Here is a 20,021-nt window from a genome sequence, read left to right as displayed (position 1 = left end):
TTGACAGTGCGATTAGCTTGTTTTGCTGCGGCCCTTGCCTAGTAGGCTCCGGTTGGTCGGATCATTGCCCTGAAAGTGCGCCACATGATCATCAGGTCTCCCGCTATGGACCAGTTCTCCACGTAGTAGAGGTCCAGCCGAACCGCCTCGTCCCAAGGCAGGTCGGATCGGCCATTGATCTGCCACAGTCCAGTGATGCCGGGTTTGATGAGCAGGCGTCGGTGCGTGTGGCGTTCATATCCGCTCACTTCCCTGGCCAGGGGCGGCCTCGGCCCCACCAGGCTCATGTTGCCTGCCAGAACGTTCCAGAACTGGGGCAGTTCATCCAGCGAGTATTTACGCATCCACCGGCCGCACCGGGTGATGCGGGGATCCCCGCGGATCTTGAACAGAACGCCCGCGCCCTCATCCTGGGTATTGAGTTCTTCGAGCCGGGATTCTGCGTCCGCCACCATGGAACGGAACTTCAGCATGTGGAACGTGGTGCCCCGCTTGCCAACCCGTTCCTGACGGAAAAGAACCGGTCCCGGGCTGTCGTAGTGGACAATGGCGGCCAGGATCAGCAGCAGCGGTGACAGGATCAGCAATGCTGCGGCAGAGACGGTGATATCCATCAACCGCTTAAGCGTGTGCTTACCCCCTGAGTAGTGCGGGATGTCCACGTGCATCAAAGGCAGCCCCTCCACCGGCCGCCAATGGATCCGCGGACCGGCAACATTGGTCAAGGCTGCGGCAAGGACGAGTTCGGCTGCGTTCTCCTCCAGCCGCCATCCGAGCTCCTGGATGAACTGATTTCCACCCGGTACCGGGCCGGCCACAATAACTGCATTGGCCCCGGTGTGCCGGACGGTGTCGGCAATGCCGTAGATCGAGGACAGAACAGGAACGCGGAGGTGGTCCACTTTCAACACGGCGCCACGCCGGGCGCCCGGGAGGCAGGCTCCAACGATGTCGTAGGCGGCACCGGATTTCCTGTTGATCTGTTTGATGACGTACCGGACGTCTTGGGGTTCGCCTACAACCAGAGCGCGGGAGAGGCAGCGGCCGCGGGACTTTTCGTGGCTCAACCACCGGCGGAAACCCCATCTGCTGCCGGTGAGTGACACCAGCCCGAGGGGCAACGAAACAAGGACGAAGGAGCTCACCGCATCAAGGCGAAAGACCACAGCCACGATGCCCAGGAAGCCGAAGACGCGGAAACTGGCAGACAGGACACGCTTGTATTCCTCAGGCCCCACACCAAGGACTTTGGGGTCCCGGGTCCGGTAGACCTCCAGGGATCCCATCCAGAGGAGTCCAAGGATCAGTCCCATCATCAGGTTGCGGGTGAAACCGGGGCTTTCCATTGGAAATGACAGCCCGTCAGTGGTGACAAGAATGCCGGCAAAAACCGCGGCGGAAACCAATACGGTGTCCGTCATGCGCAGGCTGTTGGTCAACGAATGGGTCCAGTCGGTGCGAGCCCTGCGGGCAATCGCGCTCCGGGGTGCCCTGCGGGTGACTGGCGGCACAAAATCCAGGGTGACCTCGGATCGTGGTGCCGCCAGTCCCGCCTTTTCGGTCCGTTGTGCAGCAACGGACCTGTCAATCCAGGGAGACGCCGGCGGATTGACGTCGACGATGGCAGTTTTTGCGGGAAAGATTGAATGCGCCAGGGCATGGTCCGCACCTCGGGGTGCCGCTACCTTGCCCATACGCAAGACTGGAACTTTCACCATGTCAGCCTTCTTTGCAGACCTGCCATTGCCTACTCATCAGTGAAGCGGCGGGCGCAGTGATGGCGCACCAGTAGTCGGTACTCAAGTTTGCGCAGGGATACCCATGGCACCTACGTGCAAGTACCTAGCCGGCGATGGTTGGACTACGTGCTTGAGGGCCAGTCAGTGAGGCTATTTTCGGCAAAAACCCGGGCCGGATCCGGCCTTAGGGGTTCCGTGACGGAGCACAAAAAACCGGCCACCCAATGGGTGGCCGGTTCAGCGGGTGTTTAGTCCTCCACGATCTCCAGATCTTCGTCAAGGGAGTCCTCGTCTTCTTCATCCTCGTCATCAAAGACCTGCAGCGGAGTAACCTCGGAGTAGGCCTCGTAGAGTGCATCTTCATAGACTTCGAAGGCATCGGCAATGGCGAAAAATGCCGCCTCGACGTTGGGGTCACCTTCACCCCGCCGGGCCGATGCGGCAGCCAGATGTTCTTCCAGGGCGGCGGTCAGTGATTGAAGCGCGACACGCGGATCGATGCTCATGACTTCACGTTAGCCGGAAAAAGACGAAAATGGAGAGGGATGAGAGAACAATTTCCGGGCAGCTCCGTTGAGCGCCAAAGAGACTACGCACGTCAGTACGAATACCTCGTTCTGACGGTGGGACCTGACGATTCGCTGCCCGAAGCCCGGCGCCGCCTCGCCGAACATTCCGAGTACGGCAAGTGGGAACTCGAACGCAGTGTGCTTTACCTGGGCGGCGGACGGCGCTTCTGGTTGCGCCGGAAGGTCTATTCCGTCCAGCGCACCGTCTGAACCCGGCTGCGTCACCTGGGCGGTTGCTGCAGCTGGTCCTCCAGAGGGCCCAACCACGCATTTGCCACAGTGTTATGGGCGGATTCATCATTTGAGGGATGGAAGATTCCGGCCAGGACATCCCTGTATAGTCTCTCCATTTCAGAGCCGCGGAAGTAACTGGAGCCGCCCGTGACGCGGATCGCCAGGTCCACCACGTGCCGTGCGCTCTCCGTAGCCCGGGACTTCAGTCCCACCAGCTTGGGGAACCACTGGGCGCCATGATCCACCAAGTTGTCCACGTCCCTGGCCAGAGACGAAATTTGAGGCGCAATTCCGTCCATGGCCAAGGCGGCGTCTGCCACCTTCCATCGGATATCCGGGTCCTGGGCATACGAACGGCCACCGTGCTTGGCAGAAACCCTGCGCTTGACGTTTGCCACCCCGAGGGTGAAGGCACGCTCGGCAACGCCGGTATAAACAGCGGCGAGCAGTGTCTCAAAACAAGCGAATATTGCGAAGAACAGCAGGTCTTTTCCGGGTCCCACAGGCAGCTTGCGGAAGATCCGTTCAGGCGGAATCAGAGCACCATGGAGGAGAGTGGTGTTGGAGGCACTGGCACGCATGCCCAGGGTGTCCCAGTCACTGAGTGTTTCGTGGCCCGGCTCATCGCGTCTTAGAAAACCAAAGACCAGCTCGCCGGCACCGTCCCTGGCATCGGCATCCTTCCCGAACGTCCCCAGCCGCGTCCAACCCTTGGAGAGGCTGGTGAAGATCTTCCGGCCCGTAAAGCGGTAGCTGCCGTCGGGCAGCGGTTCGGCAACCGTGCCGGAATCGAACAGCATGGAATCGTTGCCTGCCTCGGAAATACCGAAAGCAAAAATCTCGCCCTGACCCGCCTCCTTCAGCACGAATTCCAACGATTTGTCACCCCGTGCGGACATGACCTGCGCGACGCCGGTCCACACCAGGTGCATATTGACCGCCAACGCTGTGGCGGGCGCGGCCGTGGCGAGTCGCTGCTGCAGGGCAGCTACCGATTCGAGCCCGAGCCCGAAACCGCCGTCGGACTCCGGAACGAACAGCTTGAGGTAACCGGCGGCGGCCAGCTCTTCGAGGTCCTCGTGGAAGAACTGGTTGTTGTGGTCATAACCTGCGGCACGGCCTCGGAGGCGTTCGAGCAGTTCATCGGGAAGGATTTCTTCCGGGTTCATGGCGGGGACCTCCTCGCTAGTAGTTGCTCAGCAGAGTATTGAGGACCTTGGCACCGAACTGGAGGGACTCGGCCGGTACACGCTCGTCAACGCCATGGAACATCCCTGTGAAATCGAGTTCATCAGGGAGCATCAGTGGGGCGAAACCGTAACCGGTGATCCCGATCTTGCTCAATGACTTGTTGTCGGTGCCCCCTGAAAGCGTGTAGGGGAGGACTTTCGCACCTGGATCTTCGGAATGCAGGGCATCGATCATCGCATCCACCAGGTTCCCGGCAAAAGGCACTTCCAAGGAAACGTCTTTATTGACGTAACTGATCTCGATGCCGTCTCCGGCGAGTTCCTTGATGGTTTCGAACACCAGCTCCTGCTGCCCCGGAAGCGTGCGGCAGTCAACGAACGCCTCGGCCGACTCCGGGATGACGTTGTGCTTGTAGCCTGAGCGCAGGAACGTGGGGTTGGAAGTGTTCTGCAGCGTGGCACCGACGAACCGGGCCACGGTGCCAAGTTCCTTGAGGAGGATCTCCGGGTTGTCGGCGTCGAACTCGACGCCCGTCAGTTCAGTAACGCCGTCCAGGAACTGGCGGGTAGTGGGAGTCAGTTCCACCGGCCACTTGTATTCACCGATCCTTGTCACTGCCGCGGCCAAGCGGGTGACAGCATTGTCAGTATTGATCTGGGACCCGTGCCCCGCCCGCCCGTGGGCAAGCAACCGCAGCCATGACAACCCCTTCTCCGCGGTCTGCAGCAGGTAAGTCCGTTGTCCACCGATCGTGGCTGAGAAGCCGCCCACTTCCGAGATCGCCTCGGTAGCGCCGTCGAACAGTTCACGTCGGTGTTCCACCGCGTACCTCGCGCCGTAGGTGCCGCCGGCCTCTTCATCGGCGAAGAAGGCGAAAATAATGTCGCGCTTGGGTTTGCGTCCGGTCCTGGCGAAATTGCGCATGACCGAAAGGATCATGGCGTCCATATCCTTCATGTCCACGGCGCCGCGACCCCAGACCAGCCCGTCTTTCAGTTCGCCACTGAAGGGGTCCACGCTCCACTGGTCCTTGAGGGCAGGGACAACGTCCAAGTGCCCGTGGACTACCAAGGCATCGGCTGAGGGATCCTCACCGGCCATGCGGGTCACCACGTTGGCGCGTCCGGGTGCGGACTCGAAAATCTCGGCTTCAAGGCCCACCTCGGTGATCAACCCGGCTGTGTACTCTGCTGCCGCCCGCTCCCCCGGGCCTGTGTCGTCGCCAAAATTGGAGGAGTCAATCCGGATGAGCTCCTGGCAGATCCGGACAACTTCGTCTTCGGGGCGGATGGCAGACATGGAAACTCTCCTTGCGTGACTGGGCTACAGGGCCGGGCAGCCAAGACCGCGGTATCCGCATCGCCTGACTCCCTGCTTCCCTCAGCCTACCCATCCGCGGTTGCAGACGTCCCGAATGTCCGGCCGGCAGGGAGCAGGGCTGCTGCCGGAGGCGTCCAATTGGCTCCGATTTTTCAGCCACCTGAAACCGTGTTAGAGTTTTTCTCGCTGCTTCGGAGGAAAGTGAAGCGCCGAGAGGTGCAAAACGAACCATCTGAACACCACCTGCGCGGGTGGCGGAATGGCAGACGCGCTAGCTTGAGGTGCTAGTCCTCGAAAGGGGGTGGGGGTTCAAGTCCCCCTCCGCGCACCATCGCAAGGCCTGAAATCCACGGATTTCGGGCCTTGTTTTGTTTGTTTGGATCTTGTGCCGGCACCATGGTGCGAGTTTCATCACAACTGTTTCCCCAGTTGTCATCAGTAAAGAAATGGCGGCAACCACCTCTCGGTGGTTGCCGCCATTTCTTGCGGGCCTCTGACTGTAGTCAGGCCAGGGCAGTCACGCTTCCGGTGAAGTGCCGCCTGCCGCTGCGCGGATTCCACGCAACGTAGTCTGAACGTTCCCAGGTCCCGGAGTCTGCATGCACTGTGGTGATGTCCAACGCAACCCGCGCTGGAAGGAAGACCGGTGCTTCGAACGTGACATTCCAGGCAAACGAATCGGCCTTGACGGCCCCGACGTCGGCCAGCGCGCGGGAGGCCAGATACATGCCATGGGCAATGGATCCCCGCAAGCCCAAGGCCTTGGCCGAGAGGACGCTCAAATGAATGGGATTGAAGTCCCCGGACACGGCGGCATAGCTTCTGCCCGTGTCCATATTCAGCTGCCAGAGCGCGGTGGGATTGGGCGGGGTGAACTCCTTGGCTGCGGTGGTGCCGTTGGGACTGCCCGGTTTGTCGATGCCCGGAAGGAAAACTCCCTTGGCCAAATAGGTTGAGACACCACGCCACAACAGGTCATCGGTGGAACCGGCACGGACTTCGGACACCATGTCCAGCTGCGTTCCGGCCCTGTGGCCGGCCAGGTTTTCCGCCCAGGACCGGATGTCCAGTTCCTGTGCGAACTGAATGGGAACCAACTGTTCAATCCGGTTTTCCAAATGAATCATGCCCAGAAGCGGCAGCGGAAAGTCTTCACGGTTCATGACGCTCATGGAGACGGGGAACGCCAAAGCATGCACGTAGCCCGCCGGGAGAGTATCGCTGGCGCTCTCACCTACAAGGTGCTGGTAGGCGGTGAGGTTCTCGACGTCGGCCCGTACTCCCCTGACCTCGTGGCTGATGGCAGGAAGCTTCTTCTTGCCGCCAGAGGCCCCAAGGACCCGACGACGGGCTGCCGTGGCGGCTGCATTGACATACAGTTTCGAAAGCGAGGGCACTTCGCCCAGGACAACAGGCTGGGGTTGGTTCATGCTCCCACCAGTTGTTGCCCGCAGACGCGCAGCACTTCTCCGGAGATACCGCCGGAAGCGTCGCTTGCCAGAAAAGCAATGGCTTCGGCCACATCCTGGGGTTGGCCGCCTTGCTTGAGTGAGTTCAGCCTGCGGGCCGCCTCACGGATAGCGAACGGCATCTTGGCGGTCATTTCGGTTTCGATGAAACCCGGGGCTACGGCGTTGATGGTCCCGCCGAAGGGTTCCATGAGGGCCGCCGTGGACCTCACCATGCCTATGACGCCACCCTTGGAAGCACCGTAGTTGGTTTGGCCCCGGTTTCCGGCGATGCCGCTGGTGGAGGCAACAGAGACGATCCGGGGGGAGTCCTTGAAATGCCCAGATGCCAGGAGGGCCTCGTTGATTCTCAGCTGTGCCGCGATGTTGACCGCTATGACCGACTTCCAGCGGCCCTCGTCCATGTTGGCCAGGAGCCTGTCGCGGGTGATTCCTGCGTTATGAACCACGATGTCCAGCCGGCCGTGGCGTTCAACGGCGTGTTCAATGATGCGATGCCCGGCGTCTTCCCTGCTGATATCAAGCTGCAGGGCGGTCCCCCTGACCTCGTTTGCAACAGCGGCCAGATGCTCCCCTGCTGCCGGGATGTCCACAACCACAACCTTGGCACCGTCACGGTGGAGGGTCCTGGCTATGGCTGCACCGATCCCCCGGGCCGCGCCGGTAACAACTGCCACCTTCCCGGCCAGGGGTTTGTCGGCGTCGTTCGGCAAGCTGCCCAAGGATGAACGGACGGTGAGGAACTGTCCGTCAACATACGCTGAACGCCCGGAGAGGAAGAACCGGAGCGCACCGAGGGCCGAAGGGCTGGTGGTTGCCAGGTGCTCATCCAGGTGCTCGTCCAACAGGATGCCGTTGGCCGTGGCCCCCGCCCGAAGCTCTTTGGCCAGGGAGCGCAACAGTCCGTCAATACCTTGGCGTGCAGCGGCCGATGCCGGGTTCCCGGCTGACTGTGGTGTCCGGGAGATGGTGATGACGCGGCCGTTGGGCGCAAGGTCACGCAGGGAAGCGCCCGCGGTCAGTACTGGTTTGCTGAGGTCTTCCGGGTGCTGGACGGCATCGAGGACAAGCACGATTGCCCCGAGCTTCTCTTTGGGCAGCGCGTTGCGGCGTACATCCAGGCCCCAGCCGAGCATGGTGGTGGCGAGGTCGTCCGCCCCTGCACTGTCACCACTGACCAGCACCGGCCCGGTAACCAGCGGCGCTCCGGGTTGGTGGCGTCGCAGCACCACCGGCTGAGGCAGTCCGAGCCTCTTGGCTACGTCCTTCCCCAATCCCCGGCTTACCAACTGTGTGTATTTGTCAGTCACGGCGCTCCCCTAGGCTGCTTCCAGAATCGCTACGACACCTTGACCACCGGCGGCGCACACTGAGATCAGGCCCCGGGACGGGCGGCCGTCAACGGTGCCTTTCTCATGCAGCATTTTCGCAAGCGAAGCTACAATCCTGCCACCGGTGGCGGCGAACGGGTGACCTGCAGCCAGCGAGGATCCGTTGACGTTGAGCTTGGCGCGGTCCACCTTTCCCAGGGCGCCGTCAAGGCCAAGGCGTGTCCTGCCAAAGTCCTCGTCCTCCCATGCGGCCAAGGTGCTGAGCACCGTACCGGCGAACGCTTCGTGGATTTCGAAGAAGTCGATGTCCTCGAACGTGAGGCCATGGCGGGCCAGGAGGCGCGGAACCGCGAAGACCGGGGCCATCAGGAGGCCGTCCTTGCCATGGACGAAGTCGACGGCGGCTGCCTCGCCGTCCAGGACTGTGGCCAGTTTGGGCAGGCCGTGCGCATCAGCCCATTCTGCCGTGGACAGGAGGACCGTGGATGCCCCGTCCGTCAACGGCGTGGAGTTGCCCGCAGTCATGGTTGCCTCGGAGCCAAGGTTCTTGCCGAAGACGGGCTTGAGGGTGGAGAGCTTCTCCAGCGTAGTGTCCGCCCGCAGGTTTGAATCCCGGTTCAGGCCGCGGTAAGGGGTGATGAGGTCATCAAAGAAACCCCGCTCATAGGCGGCTGCGAGGTTTCGGTGGCTGTTGTAGGCAAGCTCATCCTGGGCTTCGCGGGAGATTTTCCATTGCGCAGTGGTGAGGGCCTGGTGCTCTCCCATGGACAGTCCCGTGCGGGGCTCCCCGGTGTTGGGAGCATCCGGGGCCAGATCCTTGGGCCGGATCCTGCCAAGGATTTTCAGCTTCTGGACGGTGGTCTTGGCCCGGTTCAGGTCCAGGAGGATTTCGCGAAGACCCTCGCTCACGGCTATCGGAGCATCGGATGCCGAGTCCACTCCGCCGGCGATCCCTGAATCGATTTGCCCCAACTTGATTTTGTTGGACAGCCCAAGGACGGTCTCCAACCCTGTGGCACAGGCCTGCTGGAGGTCATACGCCGGCGTTTCAGGGGACAGAGCAGAGCCGAGGACGGCCTCCCTGGTGAGATTGAAATCCCTTGAGTGCTTCAGGACTGCCCCGGCTGCCACTTCTCCAATGCGTTCTTCCTGGAGTCCGAACCTGGCAATCAGCCCTTCCAGCGCAGCGGTCAGCATGTCCTGGTTGGAGGACTTTACATAAGCGCCGCCGGTTCGGGCGAACGGGATCCGGTTGCCGCCCACAATAACGGCCGAGCGCGTGGCTCCTGGGTTGTTTGCCGGTTCCTTGGGGCCATCGGTGGTCACGTCTGCTGCAGCCATGCTTGTCTCCTTCGATCATTGCCAGTTACTGATACTCAGCGTACCTGATACGCTGGGTATCGTGAACACTCGCAACGAACAATCCGCCAAAGCTGCAGGCTCCCCACGGCCCGCCGAAGAAGTCTCCGGTGCCATGGCGGCCGATGTTGTGCTGGATGGACGGACTGCCAGGTGGCAGTCCCACCGTGAAGAGCGTCGTCGCGAACTGATCAAGACCGCGCGAAAAGCCGTGCACAGGCTCGGAAGCGATGCGTCCATGGAGGACATCGCCGGAGCCGCGGGCACCTCCAAATCGGTCTTTTACCGATATTTCGGGGACAAAGCAGGTCTTCAGCAAGCCATGGGCGAGGTAGTACTGGGGCAGATGCAGCGCCGCATGCAGGAAGCCGCCCAGCGGGCCCAATCCCCGCGCGAAGGATTGTTTGCCATGGTCTCTGCCTATCTGCAAATGGCCGAGTCCAGCCCCAATGTTTACGCCTTCATCACCCGGCTCACCCCCGGGGAAGCTTCGGCCCAGGACGCCATCGCCGCCTCGGGAGCCTTGGGCAACTTCTTCGAACAGATCACCACAATGATCGCCACCCCCATGCGGAAGCACCTTGGAGAAGAAAAAGAAGCGGTCCTCGTGTACTGGCCCACCGCCGCGATCGGCCTCGTCCGGAACGCCGGTGAAATGTGGCTGGGAAGCCCCGCCGGCGACTCCAAACCGGACCAGGAAACCATGGCCGCGCAAATCACCGACTGGCTGTGCCTCGGCATCGCCCCGGCACTGAAGACATCCACCTGAGACCAGCAATAACTCATCAGTTGTTCGAACCAAAGAAGGAAGCAACATGACTGAAGTAGTGGACCGGAGCGCATCCGCCCAGCACCCCACGGGCAGCAAGGACGCCGCCACCACCGCGGCCGAACCCGTGGTGGACGTTGCGGCGCTTGGAGAGCAACTCCTCGGCAAATGGGCGCACATCCGCCATGAGGCCCGCAAGGTGGCAGGCAATCCAGTGGTCCAAAAGATCGAAGGCCTGCACCATACCGAACACCGCGCACGCGTTTTTGAGCAGTTGAAGTTCCTGGTGGACAACAACACCGTCCATCGCGCCTTCCCCACCCGTCTGGGAGGTTCGGATGACCATGGCGGCAACATCGCCGGCTTCGAAGAAATCGTCACCGCAGATCCGTCGCTTCAGATCAAGGCCGGCGTCCAGTGGGGCTTGTTCGGCTCTGCAGTGATGCACCTGGGCACAGAGGAACATCAGGACAAGTGGCTCCCCGGGATCATGAGCCTGGAAATTCCCGGTTGCTTCGCCATGACCGAAACCGGCCATGGCTCCGATGTGGCCAGCATTGCAACCACAGCGACGTACGACGACGCCAGTCAGGAATTCGTCATCAACACCCCCTTCCGTGCGGCGTGGAAAGACTACATCGGCAACGCGGCCAATGACGGCCTGGCAGCTGTGGTGTTCGCCCAGCTGATCACCAAGAACGTCAATCACGGTGTCCACGCTTTCTACGTGGAGCTCCGCGATCCCGCCACCAAGGAATTTCTCCCGGGGATCGGTGGTGAGGATGACGGCATCAAGGGCGGACTGAACGGCATTGACAACGGCCGCCTGCATTTCACGAACGTCCGCATCCCCCGCACCAACCTGCTGAACCGCTACGGCGACGTAGCTGTTGACGGTACCTACTCCTCCACTATCGAGAGCCCGGGACGCCGCTTCTTCACCATGCTTGGAACGCTGGTCCAGGGCCGGGTTTCCCTTGACGGCGCCGCAGTGGCAGCGAGCAAGGTGGCTCTGAAGACGGCCATCCAGTACGCCACCGAGCGCCGTCAGTTCAACGCTTCCTCCAGTACGGATGAAGAAGTCCTGCTGGACTACCAGCGTCACCAGCGACGCTTGTTCACCCGGCTGGCAACCACCTACGCGGCCAGCTTCGCGCACGAACAGCTCCTGCAGAAGTTTGACGACGTCTTCTCCGGTGCACACGACACCGATGCCGACCGTCAGGACCTGGAAACCCTGGCAGCGGCACTGAAGCCCTTGAGCACCTGGCATGCCTTGGACACGTTGCAGGAGTGCCGCGAAGCATGCGGCGGCGCGGGCTTCCTGATCGAGAACCGTTTCGCTTCCCTGCGCGCGGACCTGGATGTCTACGTAACGTTCGAAGGCGACAACACCGTTCTGCTGCAGCTTGTTGCCAAGAGGCTGCTGGCTGATTACGCCAAGGAATTCCGCAGCGCAGATTTTGGCGTCCTGGCCCGCTATGTGGTTGATCAGGCAGCAGGGGTGGCCTTCCACAGGACGGGCCTGCGGCAGGTGGCCCAGTTCGTGGCCGATACCGGTTCAGTTCAAAAGGCGGCTCTGGCTTTGCGGGACGAGGAAGGACAGCGCACCCTCCTGGCTGATCGCGTACAGTCGATGGTCGCCGAGGTAGGTGCTGCCCTGAAGGGAGCCAACAAGCTTCCCCAGCACCAAGCCGCCGCGCTGTTCAACCAGCACCAGCACGAACTCATCGAAGCGGCCCAGGCGCATGCCGAACTCCTGCAGTGGGAGGCCTTCACCGAAGCACTCGGGCAGGTATCGGATGAGGGAACCAAGAGGGTCCTGACCTGGCTCCGCGACCTCTTCGGCCTGTCGCTGATCGAGAAGCACCTCTCCTGGTACCTCATGAACGGACGGCTGTCCATGCAACGCGGCCGGACTGTTGGTACCTACATCAACCGCCTGCTGGTCAAGATCCGTCCGCACGCCGTGGACCTCGTTGATGCCTTCGGTTACGGCCCAGAGCACCTTCGGGCTGCCATTGCCACCGGCGCTGAGGCTACACGGCAGGACGCCGCCCGGGCGCACTTCCGCGAGCAGCGTGCCAGCGGCAAGGCCCCGGCCGACGAGAAGTCCCTTCTTGCCCTGAAGGCCTCCAGGACCCGTTAGCAGAACCGTGGAAATGTACGACGGCGCCGTCCCCACCTTGGGGGGGGGCGGCGCCGTCGTGGTTTGGCCTGCTGTTGGACCCCGGCGGTTAGCGCAGGACCGAGCGATAGACCTCAAGAGTGGTCTCAGTGATGGACTCCCAGGAAAAGTGTTCCTCCGCCCGGCGTCGCCCTGCCACGCCCATCCCGCGGGCACGGGCAGGATCAGCCACTACCTCGTTCAATGCTGCAGCGAAGTCGCTGACGAACTTCTCCGGATCCAGTGGGGTTCCTGTTCCATCAGTGACCTGATCCAGTTGAACCAAGAGCCCCGTTTCCCCATGCTGGACTACCTCGGGGATTCCACCCGTGGCACTGGCAACAACTGCCGCGCCACAGGCCATGGCCTCGAGATTCACGATTCCGAGGGGCTCATAGATCGATGGGCAGGCGAACGCCGTGGCATGGCTGAGGACCTGAATGAGTTCCTTGCGTGGGAGCATCCGCTCAATAAGGATGACCCCCTCGCGCTTGGACTGCAGTTCCTCAATGAGCCGTGCGGTTTCGGCTGCCAACTCGGGAGTATCCGCTGCCCCAAGGCACAGGACCAACTGGACGTTCCCAGGCAGGCTTGACGCGGCGCGGAGCAGGTACGGGACCCCCTTCTGCCGTGTGTTGCGGCCCACGAAGACGACGCTGGGCTTGGCGGGATCGATGCCCAGCGCACGGATGGCGTCGTCCTCTTCGTCACGTTCCCAGAGGGATACATCAATTCCGTTGTGGACCACACGGACCTTGTCCGGATCCACGTTGGGGTAGCTGCGGAGGATGTCCTGCCGCATGCCATCGGAGACGGCAATGATCGCCGCAGCTGCCTCATAAGCCGTTTTCTCAACCCAGGAAGACAACGCATAGCCGCCACCAAGCTGTTCAGCCTTCCAAGGGCGCAGGGGCTCCAGGCTGTGGGCACTCAGGACGTGGGGAATGCCGTGGAGCAGCGAGGCAAGGTGCCCGGCCATGTTGGCGTACCAGGTGTGCGAGTGGACAACGTCCGCTCCCGCAATGTCCGGAACAATCCTCAAATCCACGCCCAAGGTCTGGATGGCAGCGTTGGCGCCGCCGAGGTCTTCGGGCGTGGCGTAGGAGGCAACGGTTGCCCCATGATAGTCCGCATCACGGGGCGCGCCGAACGCCCTGACGTGAAGGTCTACATGCTTTGCCAGCACCCGGCTGAGCTCGGCAACGTGGACACCGGCACCGCCATAAATTTCCGGAGGGAATTCTTTAGTCACAATGTCTATTCGCACGCTAACCAACGTAGTCGTTCCGGCGTATGTGTTCTAGTGTGAAAGAGTCCGGAAAATCGGACTTTTGGGGGATACGAAGACGTACGGGGAGCTGTGACCATGGCGTTGAAGAAAGTTCTGGCAATCGTATTGGCAGGCGGAGAAGGCAATCGGCTCATGCCGCTGACGGCGGATCGGGCCAAGCCCGCGGTTCCGTTTGCAGGTGGCTACAGGTTGATTGACTTTGCATTATCCAATCTCGTTAATTCGGGATATTTGAAAATCGTGGTGCTGACGCAGTACAAATCGCACAGCCTTGACCGGCACATCTCGGAAACCTGGCGTATGTCAACCCAGCTGGGCCGTTACGTGGCCTCTGTTCCCGCGCAGCAGCGTGTGGGCAAGAGCTGGTTCCTTGGCAGTGCCAATGCAATTTACCAATCGCTGAACCTCATCCATGATGACGCCCCGGACATCGTGGTAGTGGTTGGCGCTGACCACGTATACCGCATGGACTTCTCCCAGATGGTGGAGCAGCACATTGCCAGCGGTGCAAAGGCTACGGTTGCTGCAGTCCGGCAGCCGCTGAACATGGCCAACCAGTTCGGCGTGATCGAAGTAGACCAGAACGATCCCCAGAAGATCGCCGCCTTCGTGGAGAAGCCGGCCAGCACCCCCGGGCTGGCAGCTGACCCCACGCAGTTCCTGGCGTCCATGGGAAACTACGTCTTCAACGCAGACGCCCTCGTCGAAGCGTTGCATGTTGATGCCGAACGACTCGATACCAAGCACGATATGGGCGGGGACATCATTCCGTACTTCGTGGACCAGGGCGAAGCCGGCGTCTATGACTTCACGCTCAATGACATCCCGGGTGCCACGGACAGGGACCGGACCTACTGGCGTGACGTCGGTACCATCGATTCCTTCTATGACGCCCACATGGACCTCATCTCACCTGTACCGGTGTTCAACCTGTACAACTCCGAGTGGCCCATCTACACCCGCCAGAGCATTTCTCCCCCAGCGAAGTTCGTTCGCGGAGAAAACAACACGGTTGGCACGGCGCTCGATTCCATTGTGGCCAGCGGCGTAGTGATTTCCGGCGGCATTGTGGAGGGCTCAGTGCTTTCCAACGACGCTTACGTGGCTGCCGGCAGCCGGGTTCAGGATTCCGTGTTGATGGACAAGGTCCGCGTGGGAGAAGGCGCCGTGATCAAACGGGCCATCCTGGACAAAAACGTCAAGGTCCCTGCCGGTGCGGCAATCGGCCTTGACCCTGCCCTGGACAAGGCGCGGGGATACAAGGTTACCGAGTCCGGTATCACCGTGCTGGCCAAGGGCCAGGTTGTCCCCGAGCCCGGCGAGGCAGAGCTGGCCTTGTCAGCACAGCACCGCCGTGCTCTGCCGGAAGCGGTAAGGGCTGCTACCCATGACGATCCCGACATCCGCGATTCCGCGGAGAAGGTAGCGGCAGGCATCCAATCGCGCGTGGCGGACGCCGCTGCGCAGGCTGCCTCGCATTAGCCGGTAGTTACCGTCGCTTGTGCTGACAGGACCCGAGGCAGGCCACTGGCTCCCAAGGCTGTAAAATCAGGTCAATGAGCTCCACCGATCTGACGCCTGAAGAGATCCAGGCCTGCCTCAAGGTTCTGACCACGATCCACGTCTATGACGAAGAGCACCCGGACTACGTTGCTGTCCGTCGTGCTACCGGCAAGATGTTCAAAGCCGTCAAACGCCATCGTCGTGTGACCAAGCGCGATTCCATCGCCGAGGCTGACCGGGCCGTGATTGCCCTGACTGCTACGGCCGCACCGGACCGCATTGACGACGAAACCCGTGGAAACAAGCTGGCCCCTTCGGCAACCGGAGAGATCGCCGGACACCTCATTCGCTCGCGTCCTTGCTACATCTGCAAAAAGCACTACACGCAGGTTGACGCTTTTTACCACCAGCTCTGCCCCGAATGCGCGGCTTTCAGCCACAGCAAGCGCGATGCCCGCACCGATCTCACCGGCCGGCGCGCCTTGCTGACGGGCGGGCGGGCAAAGATCGGTATGTACATTGCCCTGCGCCTGCTCAGGGATGGCGCCCACACCACCATCACCACCCGCTTCCCTAAAGATGCTGCGCGCAGGTTCGCTGCCATGGAGGACAGCGGTGAGTGGCTGCACCGGCTGCGGATCGTCGGAATCGACCTCCGTGACCCGGCACAAGTCATGGCATTGACGGACTCACTCAACGAGGCCGGTCCACTGGACATCATTATCAACAATGCAGCCCAGACAGTCCGCCGCTCCGGAAACGCCTACAAGCCGTTGGTGGATGCTGAAGACGAAGCCTTGCCCGCGTCCCTCGAGGCGGCCAACGGCGGACCCGAGCTTGTTACTTTCGGGCATGCCCATGACAAACACCCGCTGGCCTTGGCCAGCAGTGTCACCGAGCACCCCGTCCTGGCCGGGGATGCCATTACCTCCTTGGCGCTCTCTACCGGCTCGGCATCACTGGAACGGATTGAATCGGGTACTGCGATTGACGCCGGTGGCCTCGTGCCGGATCTCGCTTCGATCAACAGCTGGACCCAGGTGGTGGACGAAGTGGATCCCCTGGAAATGCTCGAAGTGCAGTTGTGCAATGTCACAGCGCCCTTCCTGCTTGTCAGCCGCCTGCGTGAAGCCATGAAGCGCTCAACTGCCCACAGGAAGTACATTGTTAACGTCTCCGCCATGGAGGGGCAGTTTTCCCGCGCCTACAAGGGCCCCGGACATCCCCACACCAACATGGCCAAGGCCGCGCTGAACATGATGACGCGCACCAGCGCCCAGGAAATGCTTGATTCCGACGGCATCCTTATGACCGCTGTGGACACCGGGTGGATCACCGATGAACGGCCGCACTACACAAAGGTTCGCCTCATGGAAGAAGGCTTCCATGCACCCCTGGATCTGGTGGACGGCGCTGCGCGTGTATATGACCCCATTGTGATGGGTGAAAAGGGTGAGGACCAGTACGGAGTATTCCTCAAGGACTACAAGCCCTCCCCCTGGTAAAAGAATTGCTGTACAGATAAGGCCCTTAAGAGCGACTCTTAAGGGCCTTATCTGTACACAAACTCCTACACAGGATGGCTAAGCGAGGCGGGTGATCTCCACGGAAACCGCTAGCCCCGATCCGCCACCACCGGACAGGATGCCTTTGAGCGGGGGAACGTCCCGGTAGTCACGGCCGCGGGCAACAGTGACGTGATAGTCCCCCGCCGGCTTGTGGTTGGTGGGGTCCCAACTGCGCCACTCTCCATCCCACCATTCCAACCATGCGTGTGACTGGCCGGCTACGGTTTCGCCGATGTCTGCCGAGGAGCGGGGATGGATGTACCCGGAGACGTACCTTGCCGGAATGCCGCTGCAGCGCAGGGCGCCGATGGCAAGATGCGCCAGGTCCTGACAAACGCCCTGGCGTTGTGACCATGCTTGTTCGGCATTGGTGGTGACCCCCGTGGTGCCCTTCATATAGGTCATCTCCCCTGCCATCCAAGCGAACACGGCAAGCGCGGCCTCATGGGGGTTCTTTCCTTTGACCACGCCCGGAACGATCTCCAGGACTTCCTCGCCCGGCCCGCTGAGCCGGGACTGTGGCAACCAGTCGCTGAACTCGTCCTGGACCTTCTCCGAGGCAATGACGTCCCAACCCACAATGTCATCCTCTGTTGCCACGCGTTCGGTCCGGTGGACTTCCACGGTGGCCGTGGCGAGAACCTCAAGGCTTTCGTGCGGCATTTGCATATCAAACGCGGTCACCCGCGTTCCCCAGTAATCACGATACGTACTGACCGAGGCCTGGTGCGGAGAGACCTTCAATGACGCTTCCAGTACTACCTGTTGGCCGTCAGTCAGGGGTGTCATCCGGGCCTCGTTGTAGGACAGGGTCACACGACGGTTGTACTTGTAGGCAGTCTTGTGAACAATACTTAGCCGGGTCATGAAACTTCTCCCACCCAGGCGTGCTCATCAGCCTGATTGAAGTACTTACGGGAAATGGCGTCCGAGGCTTGCGTCACTGCCTTCTGGACACGTTCCATGTGTTCGGGCAGTTCGGACATGAGATCGTCCGTGCGGTGGAACTCAAGGAACGTACGGGCCTGGCCAACAATGCGACGGGCGTCGTTGATGAACCCCACGCGCTGTGCTGAAGGATCCAGCTTGGCGAGGCACTCATCGGCATCGCGCAAAGCATAGACAATCGAACGTGGGAACAACCGGTCCAGGAGCAGGAACTCCGCGGCGTGCTGGTCCCCGAACGCCGCCCTGCGGGTGCGGATGAATGACTCGTACGCTCCTGCGCACCGAAGCATGTTGACCCAGGACATTCCGGCGGACTGAACATCGCGGGTGGACAGCATGCGGGCTGTCATATCAGCGCGCTCCAGGGAACGGCCCAGCACCATAAACAGCCAGCTCTCATCGTGGCTGACGGTGGTATCGGCGAGCCCGCGGACCATGGCGGTGCGCTCCAATACCCAGTTGCAGAACCGGTAGGTCCCTACAACGTCCTTACGATGCTGATTGAGGCCGTAATAAGTGGTGTTCAGGCTCTCCCAGAGAGACTGCGAAACAGTTTCCCGGGCCCGCCGCGCATTTTCACGGGCTGCGCCCAGCGAACCTGCAATGGAGGATGCGCTGTGTTTGTCATAGGCCAGGGCATGAAGGAGCTCCGGAAGTCCGAACTCCTCACCCTGCGGTTTGGCACCCATTACCGCAAGAAGCTCACGGGCGACGCTGCGCTGTTCCTCAAGGGGCAGGTGGTTCAGGCGCTCAAGGTGTACATCCAAAATCCTGGAAGTACCGTCGGCACGCTCAACATAGCGTCCGATCCAGAAGAGTGACTCAGCAATGCGGCTCAGCATGGAACTGCCTCCTTCGCGTGGTGCAGATCGAAGTTCAAGTTTTGATGGAGCGCAATCACTGCTGCTGCTCCGTTTGGCGGTCCCGCCAATTGCTTTCCACCGGCCACACCGAGACCTGCTCGCGGACCGTCACGGACTGACGGGGAATGATCTCCGCCGGCAGTTGCGGGGAGTCCGCCAAAACCCAGGTGTCCTTGGATCCACCGCCCTGGCTGGAGTTCACAATCAAGGAACCCTCCTTCAGCGCCACCCGGGTGAGTCCTCCGGGCAGGACCCAGACGTCGTCGCCGTCGTTGACGGCAAACGGACGCAGGTCCACGTGGCGCGGCCCGAACTTATCGCCGGAGAGGGTGGGCACAGTGGAGAGCTGCAGGACAGGTTGTGCGATCCATCCACGGGGATCGGCAATGACGCGCTTGCGCAGGGCGTCGAGTTCTTCCTTGGTGGCATCAGGTCCAATGACCAATCCCTTACCGCCTGAACCGTCCACGGGCTTGACCACCAGCTCCTCCAGGCGGTCCAGAACATGCTCCCTGGCTTCCTTTTCCTCGAGCCGGAAAGTGTCAACGTTGGCAATGATCGGCTCTTCGTGAAGGTAGTAGCGGATCAGGTCAGGGACGTAACTGTACACGAGCTTGTCATCAGCTACTCCGTTGCCGACGGCGTTGGCAATGGTCACTCCCCCGGCACGGGCGGCGTTGACCAGGCCCGGGCAGCCAAGCATGGAATCCGAGCGGAACTGAAGCGGGTCAAGGAAGTCGTCGTCTATGCGCTTATAGATGACATCCACGCGCTGCTCACCGGCAGTGGTCCGCATGTAAACACGGTTGCCCCGGCATATGAGGTCGCGGCCTTCAACAAGCTCCACGCCCATGAGCCCTGCCAGGAGGGTGTGTTCAAAGTAGGCGCTGTTGAAGACTCCCGGGGTCAGGACCACCACTGTGGGATCGTCCACACCGGCCGGGGCGGTTTTGCGGAGGGCCGAGAGGAGCCGGCGGGGGTACTCCTCAACCGGCCTGATGTGCTGCTGGCCGAAAGCCTCGGGCAGGCCCTTGGCCATGGCGCGACGGTTCTCCAGGACGTAGCTGACCCCTGAGGGTACGCGGACGTTGTCCTCCAGGACGCGGAAGGTTCCGGCAGCATCGCGGACCACATCGATGCCGGAAACGTGGACGCGAACCCCTCCGGAGGGCTCGAAACCGTGCACTGCGCGGTGGAAGTGCGCGCTGGTGGTCACCAGTTGCCGCGGAATCACACCGTCAGTGACCACGGCCATTCGTCCGTAAACGTCATTGAGGAAAGCTTCCAGCGCTTTGACCCGTTGGGCAACGCCGCGCTCCAGGACATCCCACTCATCTGCGGGAATGACGCGCGGAACAATATCCAGGGGAAACGGCCGTTCCTCCCCTGCATAGTCAAACGTCACGCCACGGTCCAGGAAGGTCCGTGCCATGGAGTCGGCACGGGCGGTGACATCGGCCAGGGAAAGCTCGCGGAGAGCCCCGGAAACCTGACCGTAGGATCTTCTGGCAACGTGGCCCTGGGCAAACATCTCGTCATAGGCACCACTGCGCGCAGCGGCCTCGGAGTAATCCTGGAATAGGTCAGACATGGGAAACAGGTAATCACCTTTTTGAGTCGAGCGCATTACGCGCTGGTTGTGTTGCCGTTTCCGGGAACTCCCGGTTCGCCTTCCGTGCCCCCATCCGGCAGGGTTGAGG

The 20,021-nt window shown here is 61.5% G+C and carries 16 protein-coding genes and 1 tRNA gene; 6 read left to right on the top strand and 11 right to left on the bottom strand.

All coding sequences use genetic code 11. From position 1 onward, the window contains the following. Window positions 1-38 precede the first annotated feature (38 nt). Window positions 39-1,718 (bottom strand): sugar transferase, encoded by a 1,680-nt coding sequence (locus tag ABI796_RS10010; RefSeq protein ID WP_141283486.1) that lies wholly within the window; start codon window positions 1,716-1,718, stop codon window positions 39-41. A gap of 269 nt (window positions 1,719-1,987) precedes the next feature. Continuing rightward, window positions 1,988-2,245, bottom strand: a complete 258-nt coding sequence (locus ABI796_RS10005; protein WP_141283485.1) for a hypothetical protein — start codon at window positions 2,243-2,245, stop codon at window positions 1,988-1,990. 39 nt (window positions 2,246-2,284) lie between these two features. On the opposite strand from ABI796_RS10005, the gene ABI796_RS10000 reads away from it, so the two are divergent. Then, complete coding sequence (locus ABI796_RS10000) at window positions 2,285-2,518, top strand: DUF5703 family protein (RefSeq protein ID WP_017200923.1); 234 nt, start codon at window positions 2,285-2,287, stop codon at window positions 2,516-2,518. An 11-nt stretch (window positions 2,519-2,529) separates the two neighbouring features. On the opposite strand, the gene ABI796_RS09995 is transcribed toward ABI796_RS10000, so the two are convergent. Both ABI796_RS09995 and ABI796_RS09990 read right to left on the bottom strand, forming a co-directional pair. Continuing rightward, window positions 2,530-3,711, bottom strand: a complete 1,182-nt coding sequence (locus ABI796_RS09995; protein WP_141283484.1) for an acyl-CoA dehydrogenase family protein — start codon at window positions 3,709-3,711, stop codon at window positions 2,530-2,532. A gap of 16 nt (window positions 3,712-3,727) precedes the next feature. Beyond that, complete coding sequence (locus tag ABI796_RS09990; RefSeq protein WP_141283483.1) at window positions 3,728-5,032, bottom strand: M20/M25/M40 family metallo-hydrolase; 1,305 nt, start codon at window positions 5,030-5,032, stop codon at window positions 3,728-3,730. Between the two features lie 266 nt (window positions 5,033-5,298). Between ABI796_RS09990 and ABI796_RS09985 the strand changes: the two genes are divergently transcribed. Then, window positions 5,299-5,384 (top strand) — tRNA-Leu (locus ABI796_RS09985). A gap of 172 nt (window positions 5,385-5,556) precedes the next feature. On the opposite strand, the gene ABI796_RS09980 is transcribed toward ABI796_RS09985, so the two are convergent. The 3 genes from ABI796_RS09980 to ABI796_RS09970 are packed head-to-tail and all read right to left on the bottom strand — an operon-like array spanning window position 5,557 to window position 9,194. Beyond that, window positions 5,557-6,483: a MaoC/PaaZ C-terminal domain-containing protein gene (locus tag ABI796_RS09980; protein WP_141284028.1), complete on the bottom strand. Its 927-nt coding sequence runs from the start codon at window positions 6,481-6,483 to the stop codon at window positions 5,557-5,559. Then, window positions 6,480-7,832 carry a 3-oxoacyl-ACP reductase gene (locus tag ABI796_RS09975; RefSeq protein WP_141284031.1) on the bottom strand — a complete coding sequence of 451 codons (1,353 nt, stop codon included), beginning with the start codon at window positions 7,830-7,832 and terminating at the stop codon, window positions 6,480-6,482. Before ABI796_RS09975 ends, ABI796_RS09980 begins: the two co-directional genes overlap by 4 nt. 9 nt (window positions 7,833-7,841) lie before the next feature. Next, window positions 7,842-9,194, bottom strand: a complete 1,353-nt coding sequence (locus ABI796_RS09970; protein ID WP_141284033.1) for an acetyl-CoA C-acetyltransferase — start codon at window positions 9,192-9,194, stop codon at window positions 7,842-7,844. 133 nt (window positions 9,195-9,327) lie between these two features. Between ABI796_RS09970 and ABI796_RS09965 the strand changes: the two genes are divergently transcribed. Further along, window positions 9,328-9,981, top strand: coding sequence for a TetR/AcrR family transcriptional regulator (locus ABI796_RS09965; RefSeq protein ID WP_141284229.1), 654 nt, complete (start codon window positions 9,328-9,330; stop codon window positions 9,979-9,981). Window positions 9,982-10,027: 46 nt separating this feature from the next. Continuing rightward, the gene (locus tag ABI796_RS09960) at window positions 10,028-12,130 is read left to right on the top strand and encodes an acyl-CoA dehydrogenase (protein ID WP_141284035.1); all 2,103 of its coding nucleotides are present in this window, start codon (window positions 10,028-10,030) and stop codon (window positions 12,128-12,130) included. Window positions 12,131-12,218: 88 nt separating this feature from the next. Here the strand turns inward: ABI796_RS09960 and glgA are convergent, their stop codons facing one another. Next, window positions 12,219-13,415 carry a glycogen synthase gene (gene glgA, locus ABI796_RS09955; protein WP_141284036.1) on the bottom strand — a complete coding sequence of 399 codons (1,197 nt, stop codon included), beginning with the start codon at window positions 13,413-13,415 and terminating at the stop codon, window positions 12,219-12,221. A 93-nt stretch (window positions 13,416-13,508) separates the two neighbouring features. Here glgA and glgC point away from each other — a divergent pair, with 93 nt between their 5' ends. Together glgC and ABI796_RS09945 are read left to right on the top strand one after the other, a co-directional pair. After that, window positions 13,509-14,921: a glucose-1-phosphate adenylyltransferase gene (gene glgC, locus ABI796_RS09950; protein ID WP_174754563.1), complete on the top strand. Its 1,413-nt coding sequence runs from the start codon at window positions 13,509-13,511 to the stop codon at window positions 14,919-14,921. 74 nt (window positions 14,922-14,995) lie between these two features. Next, the gene (locus tag ABI796_RS09945) at window positions 14,996-16,447 is read left to right on the top strand and encodes an SDR family NAD(P)-dependent oxidoreductase (protein ID WP_141284040.1); all 1,452 of its coding nucleotides are present in this window, start codon (window positions 14,996-14,998) and stop codon (window positions 16,445-16,447) included. 78 nt (window positions 16,448-16,525) lie between these two features. Here the strand turns inward: ABI796_RS09945 and ABI796_RS09940 are convergent, their stop codons facing one another. From ABI796_RS09940 to ABI796_RS09930, 3 genes are read right to left on the bottom strand one after another with little or no spacing between them, the layout of a single operon-like run. Then, window positions 16,526-17,377 (bottom strand): transglutaminase family protein, encoded by an 852-nt coding sequence (locus ABI796_RS09940; RefSeq protein ID WP_141284042.1) that lies wholly within the window; start codon window positions 17,375-17,377, stop codon window positions 16,526-16,528. Next, the gene (locus tag ABI796_RS09935) at window positions 17,374-18,300 is read right to left on the bottom strand and encodes an alpha-E domain-containing protein (RefSeq protein ID WP_062068749.1); all 927 of its coding nucleotides are present in this window, start codon (window positions 18,298-18,300) and stop codon (window positions 17,374-17,376) included. Before ABI796_RS09935 ends, ABI796_RS09940 begins: the two co-directional genes overlap by 4 nt. Window positions 18,301-18,355: 55 nt before the next feature. Beyond that, the gene (locus ABI796_RS09930) at window positions 18,356-19,912 is read right to left on the bottom strand and encodes a circularly permuted type 2 ATP-grasp protein (protein WP_141284044.1); all 1,557 of its coding nucleotides are present in this window, start codon (window positions 19,910-19,912) and stop codon (window positions 18,356-18,358) included. Window positions 19,913-20,021 lie beyond the last annotated feature (109 nt).

The organism is Paenarthrobacter aurescens (genome assembly GCF_041549525.1).
Taxonomy (GTDB): Bacteria; Actinomycetota; Actinomycetes; order Actinomycetales; family Micrococcaceae; genus Arthrobacter; species Arthrobacter aurescens.
This window is presented reverse-complemented; position numbering and strand designations above follow the sequence as displayed.

Excerpts from the sequence above, each read along its gene's own strand:
- ABI796_RS09930 (WP_141284044.1), bottom strand. The coding sequence starts at position 19,912 with ATGTCTGACCTATTCCAGGATTACTCCGAGGCCGCTGCGCGCAGTGGT.
- ABI796_RS09995 (WP_141283484.1), bottom strand. The coding sequence starts at position 3,711 with ATGAACCCGGAAGAAATCCTTCCCGATGAACTGCTCGAACGCCTCCGA.
- ABI796_RS10005 (WP_141283485.1), bottom strand. The coding sequence starts at position 2,245 with ATGAGCATCGATCCGCGTGTCGCGCTTCAATCACTGACCGCCGCCCTG.
- ABI796_RS09935 (WP_062068749.1), bottom strand. The coding sequence starts at position 18,300 with ATGCTGAGCCGCATTGCTGAGTCACTCTTCTGGATCGGACGCTATGTT.
- ABI796_RS09980 (WP_141284028.1), bottom strand. The coding sequence starts at position 6,483 with ATGAACCAACCCCAGCCTGTTGTCCTGGGCGAAGTGCCCTCGCTTTCG.
- ABI796_RS09940 (WP_141284042.1), bottom strand. The coding sequence starts at position 17,377 with ATGACCCGGCTAAGTATTGTTCACAAGACTGCCTACAAGTACAACCGT.
- ABI796_RS09965 (WP_141284229.1), top strand. The coding sequence starts at position 9,328 with ATGGCGGCCGATGTTGTGCTGGATGGACGGACTGCCAGGTGGCAGTCC.
- ABI796_RS09990 (WP_141283483.1), bottom strand. The coding sequence starts at position 5,032 with ATGTCTGCCATCCGCCCCGAAGACGAAGTTGTCCGGATCTGCCAGGAG.
- ABI796_RS09970 (WP_141284033.1), bottom strand. The coding sequence starts at position 9,194 with ATGGCTGCAGCAGACGTGACCACCGATGGCCCCAAGGAACCGGCAAAC.
- ABI796_RS10010 (WP_141283486.1), bottom strand. The coding sequence starts at position 1,718 with ATGGTGAAAGTTCCAGTCTTGCGTATGGGCAAGGTAGCGGCACCCCGA.
- ABI796_RS09960 (WP_141284035.1), top strand. The coding sequence starts at position 10,028 with ATGACTGAAGTAGTGGACCGGAGCGCATCCGCCCAGCACCCCACGGGC.
- ABI796_RS10000 (WP_017200923.1), top strand. The coding sequence starts at position 2,285 with ATGAGAGAACAATTTCCGGGCAGCTCCGTTGAGCGCCAAAGAGACTAC.
- ABI796_RS09945 (WP_141284040.1), top strand. The coding sequence starts at position 14,996 with ATGAGCTCCACCGATCTGACGCCTGAAGAGATCCAGGCCTGCCTCAAG.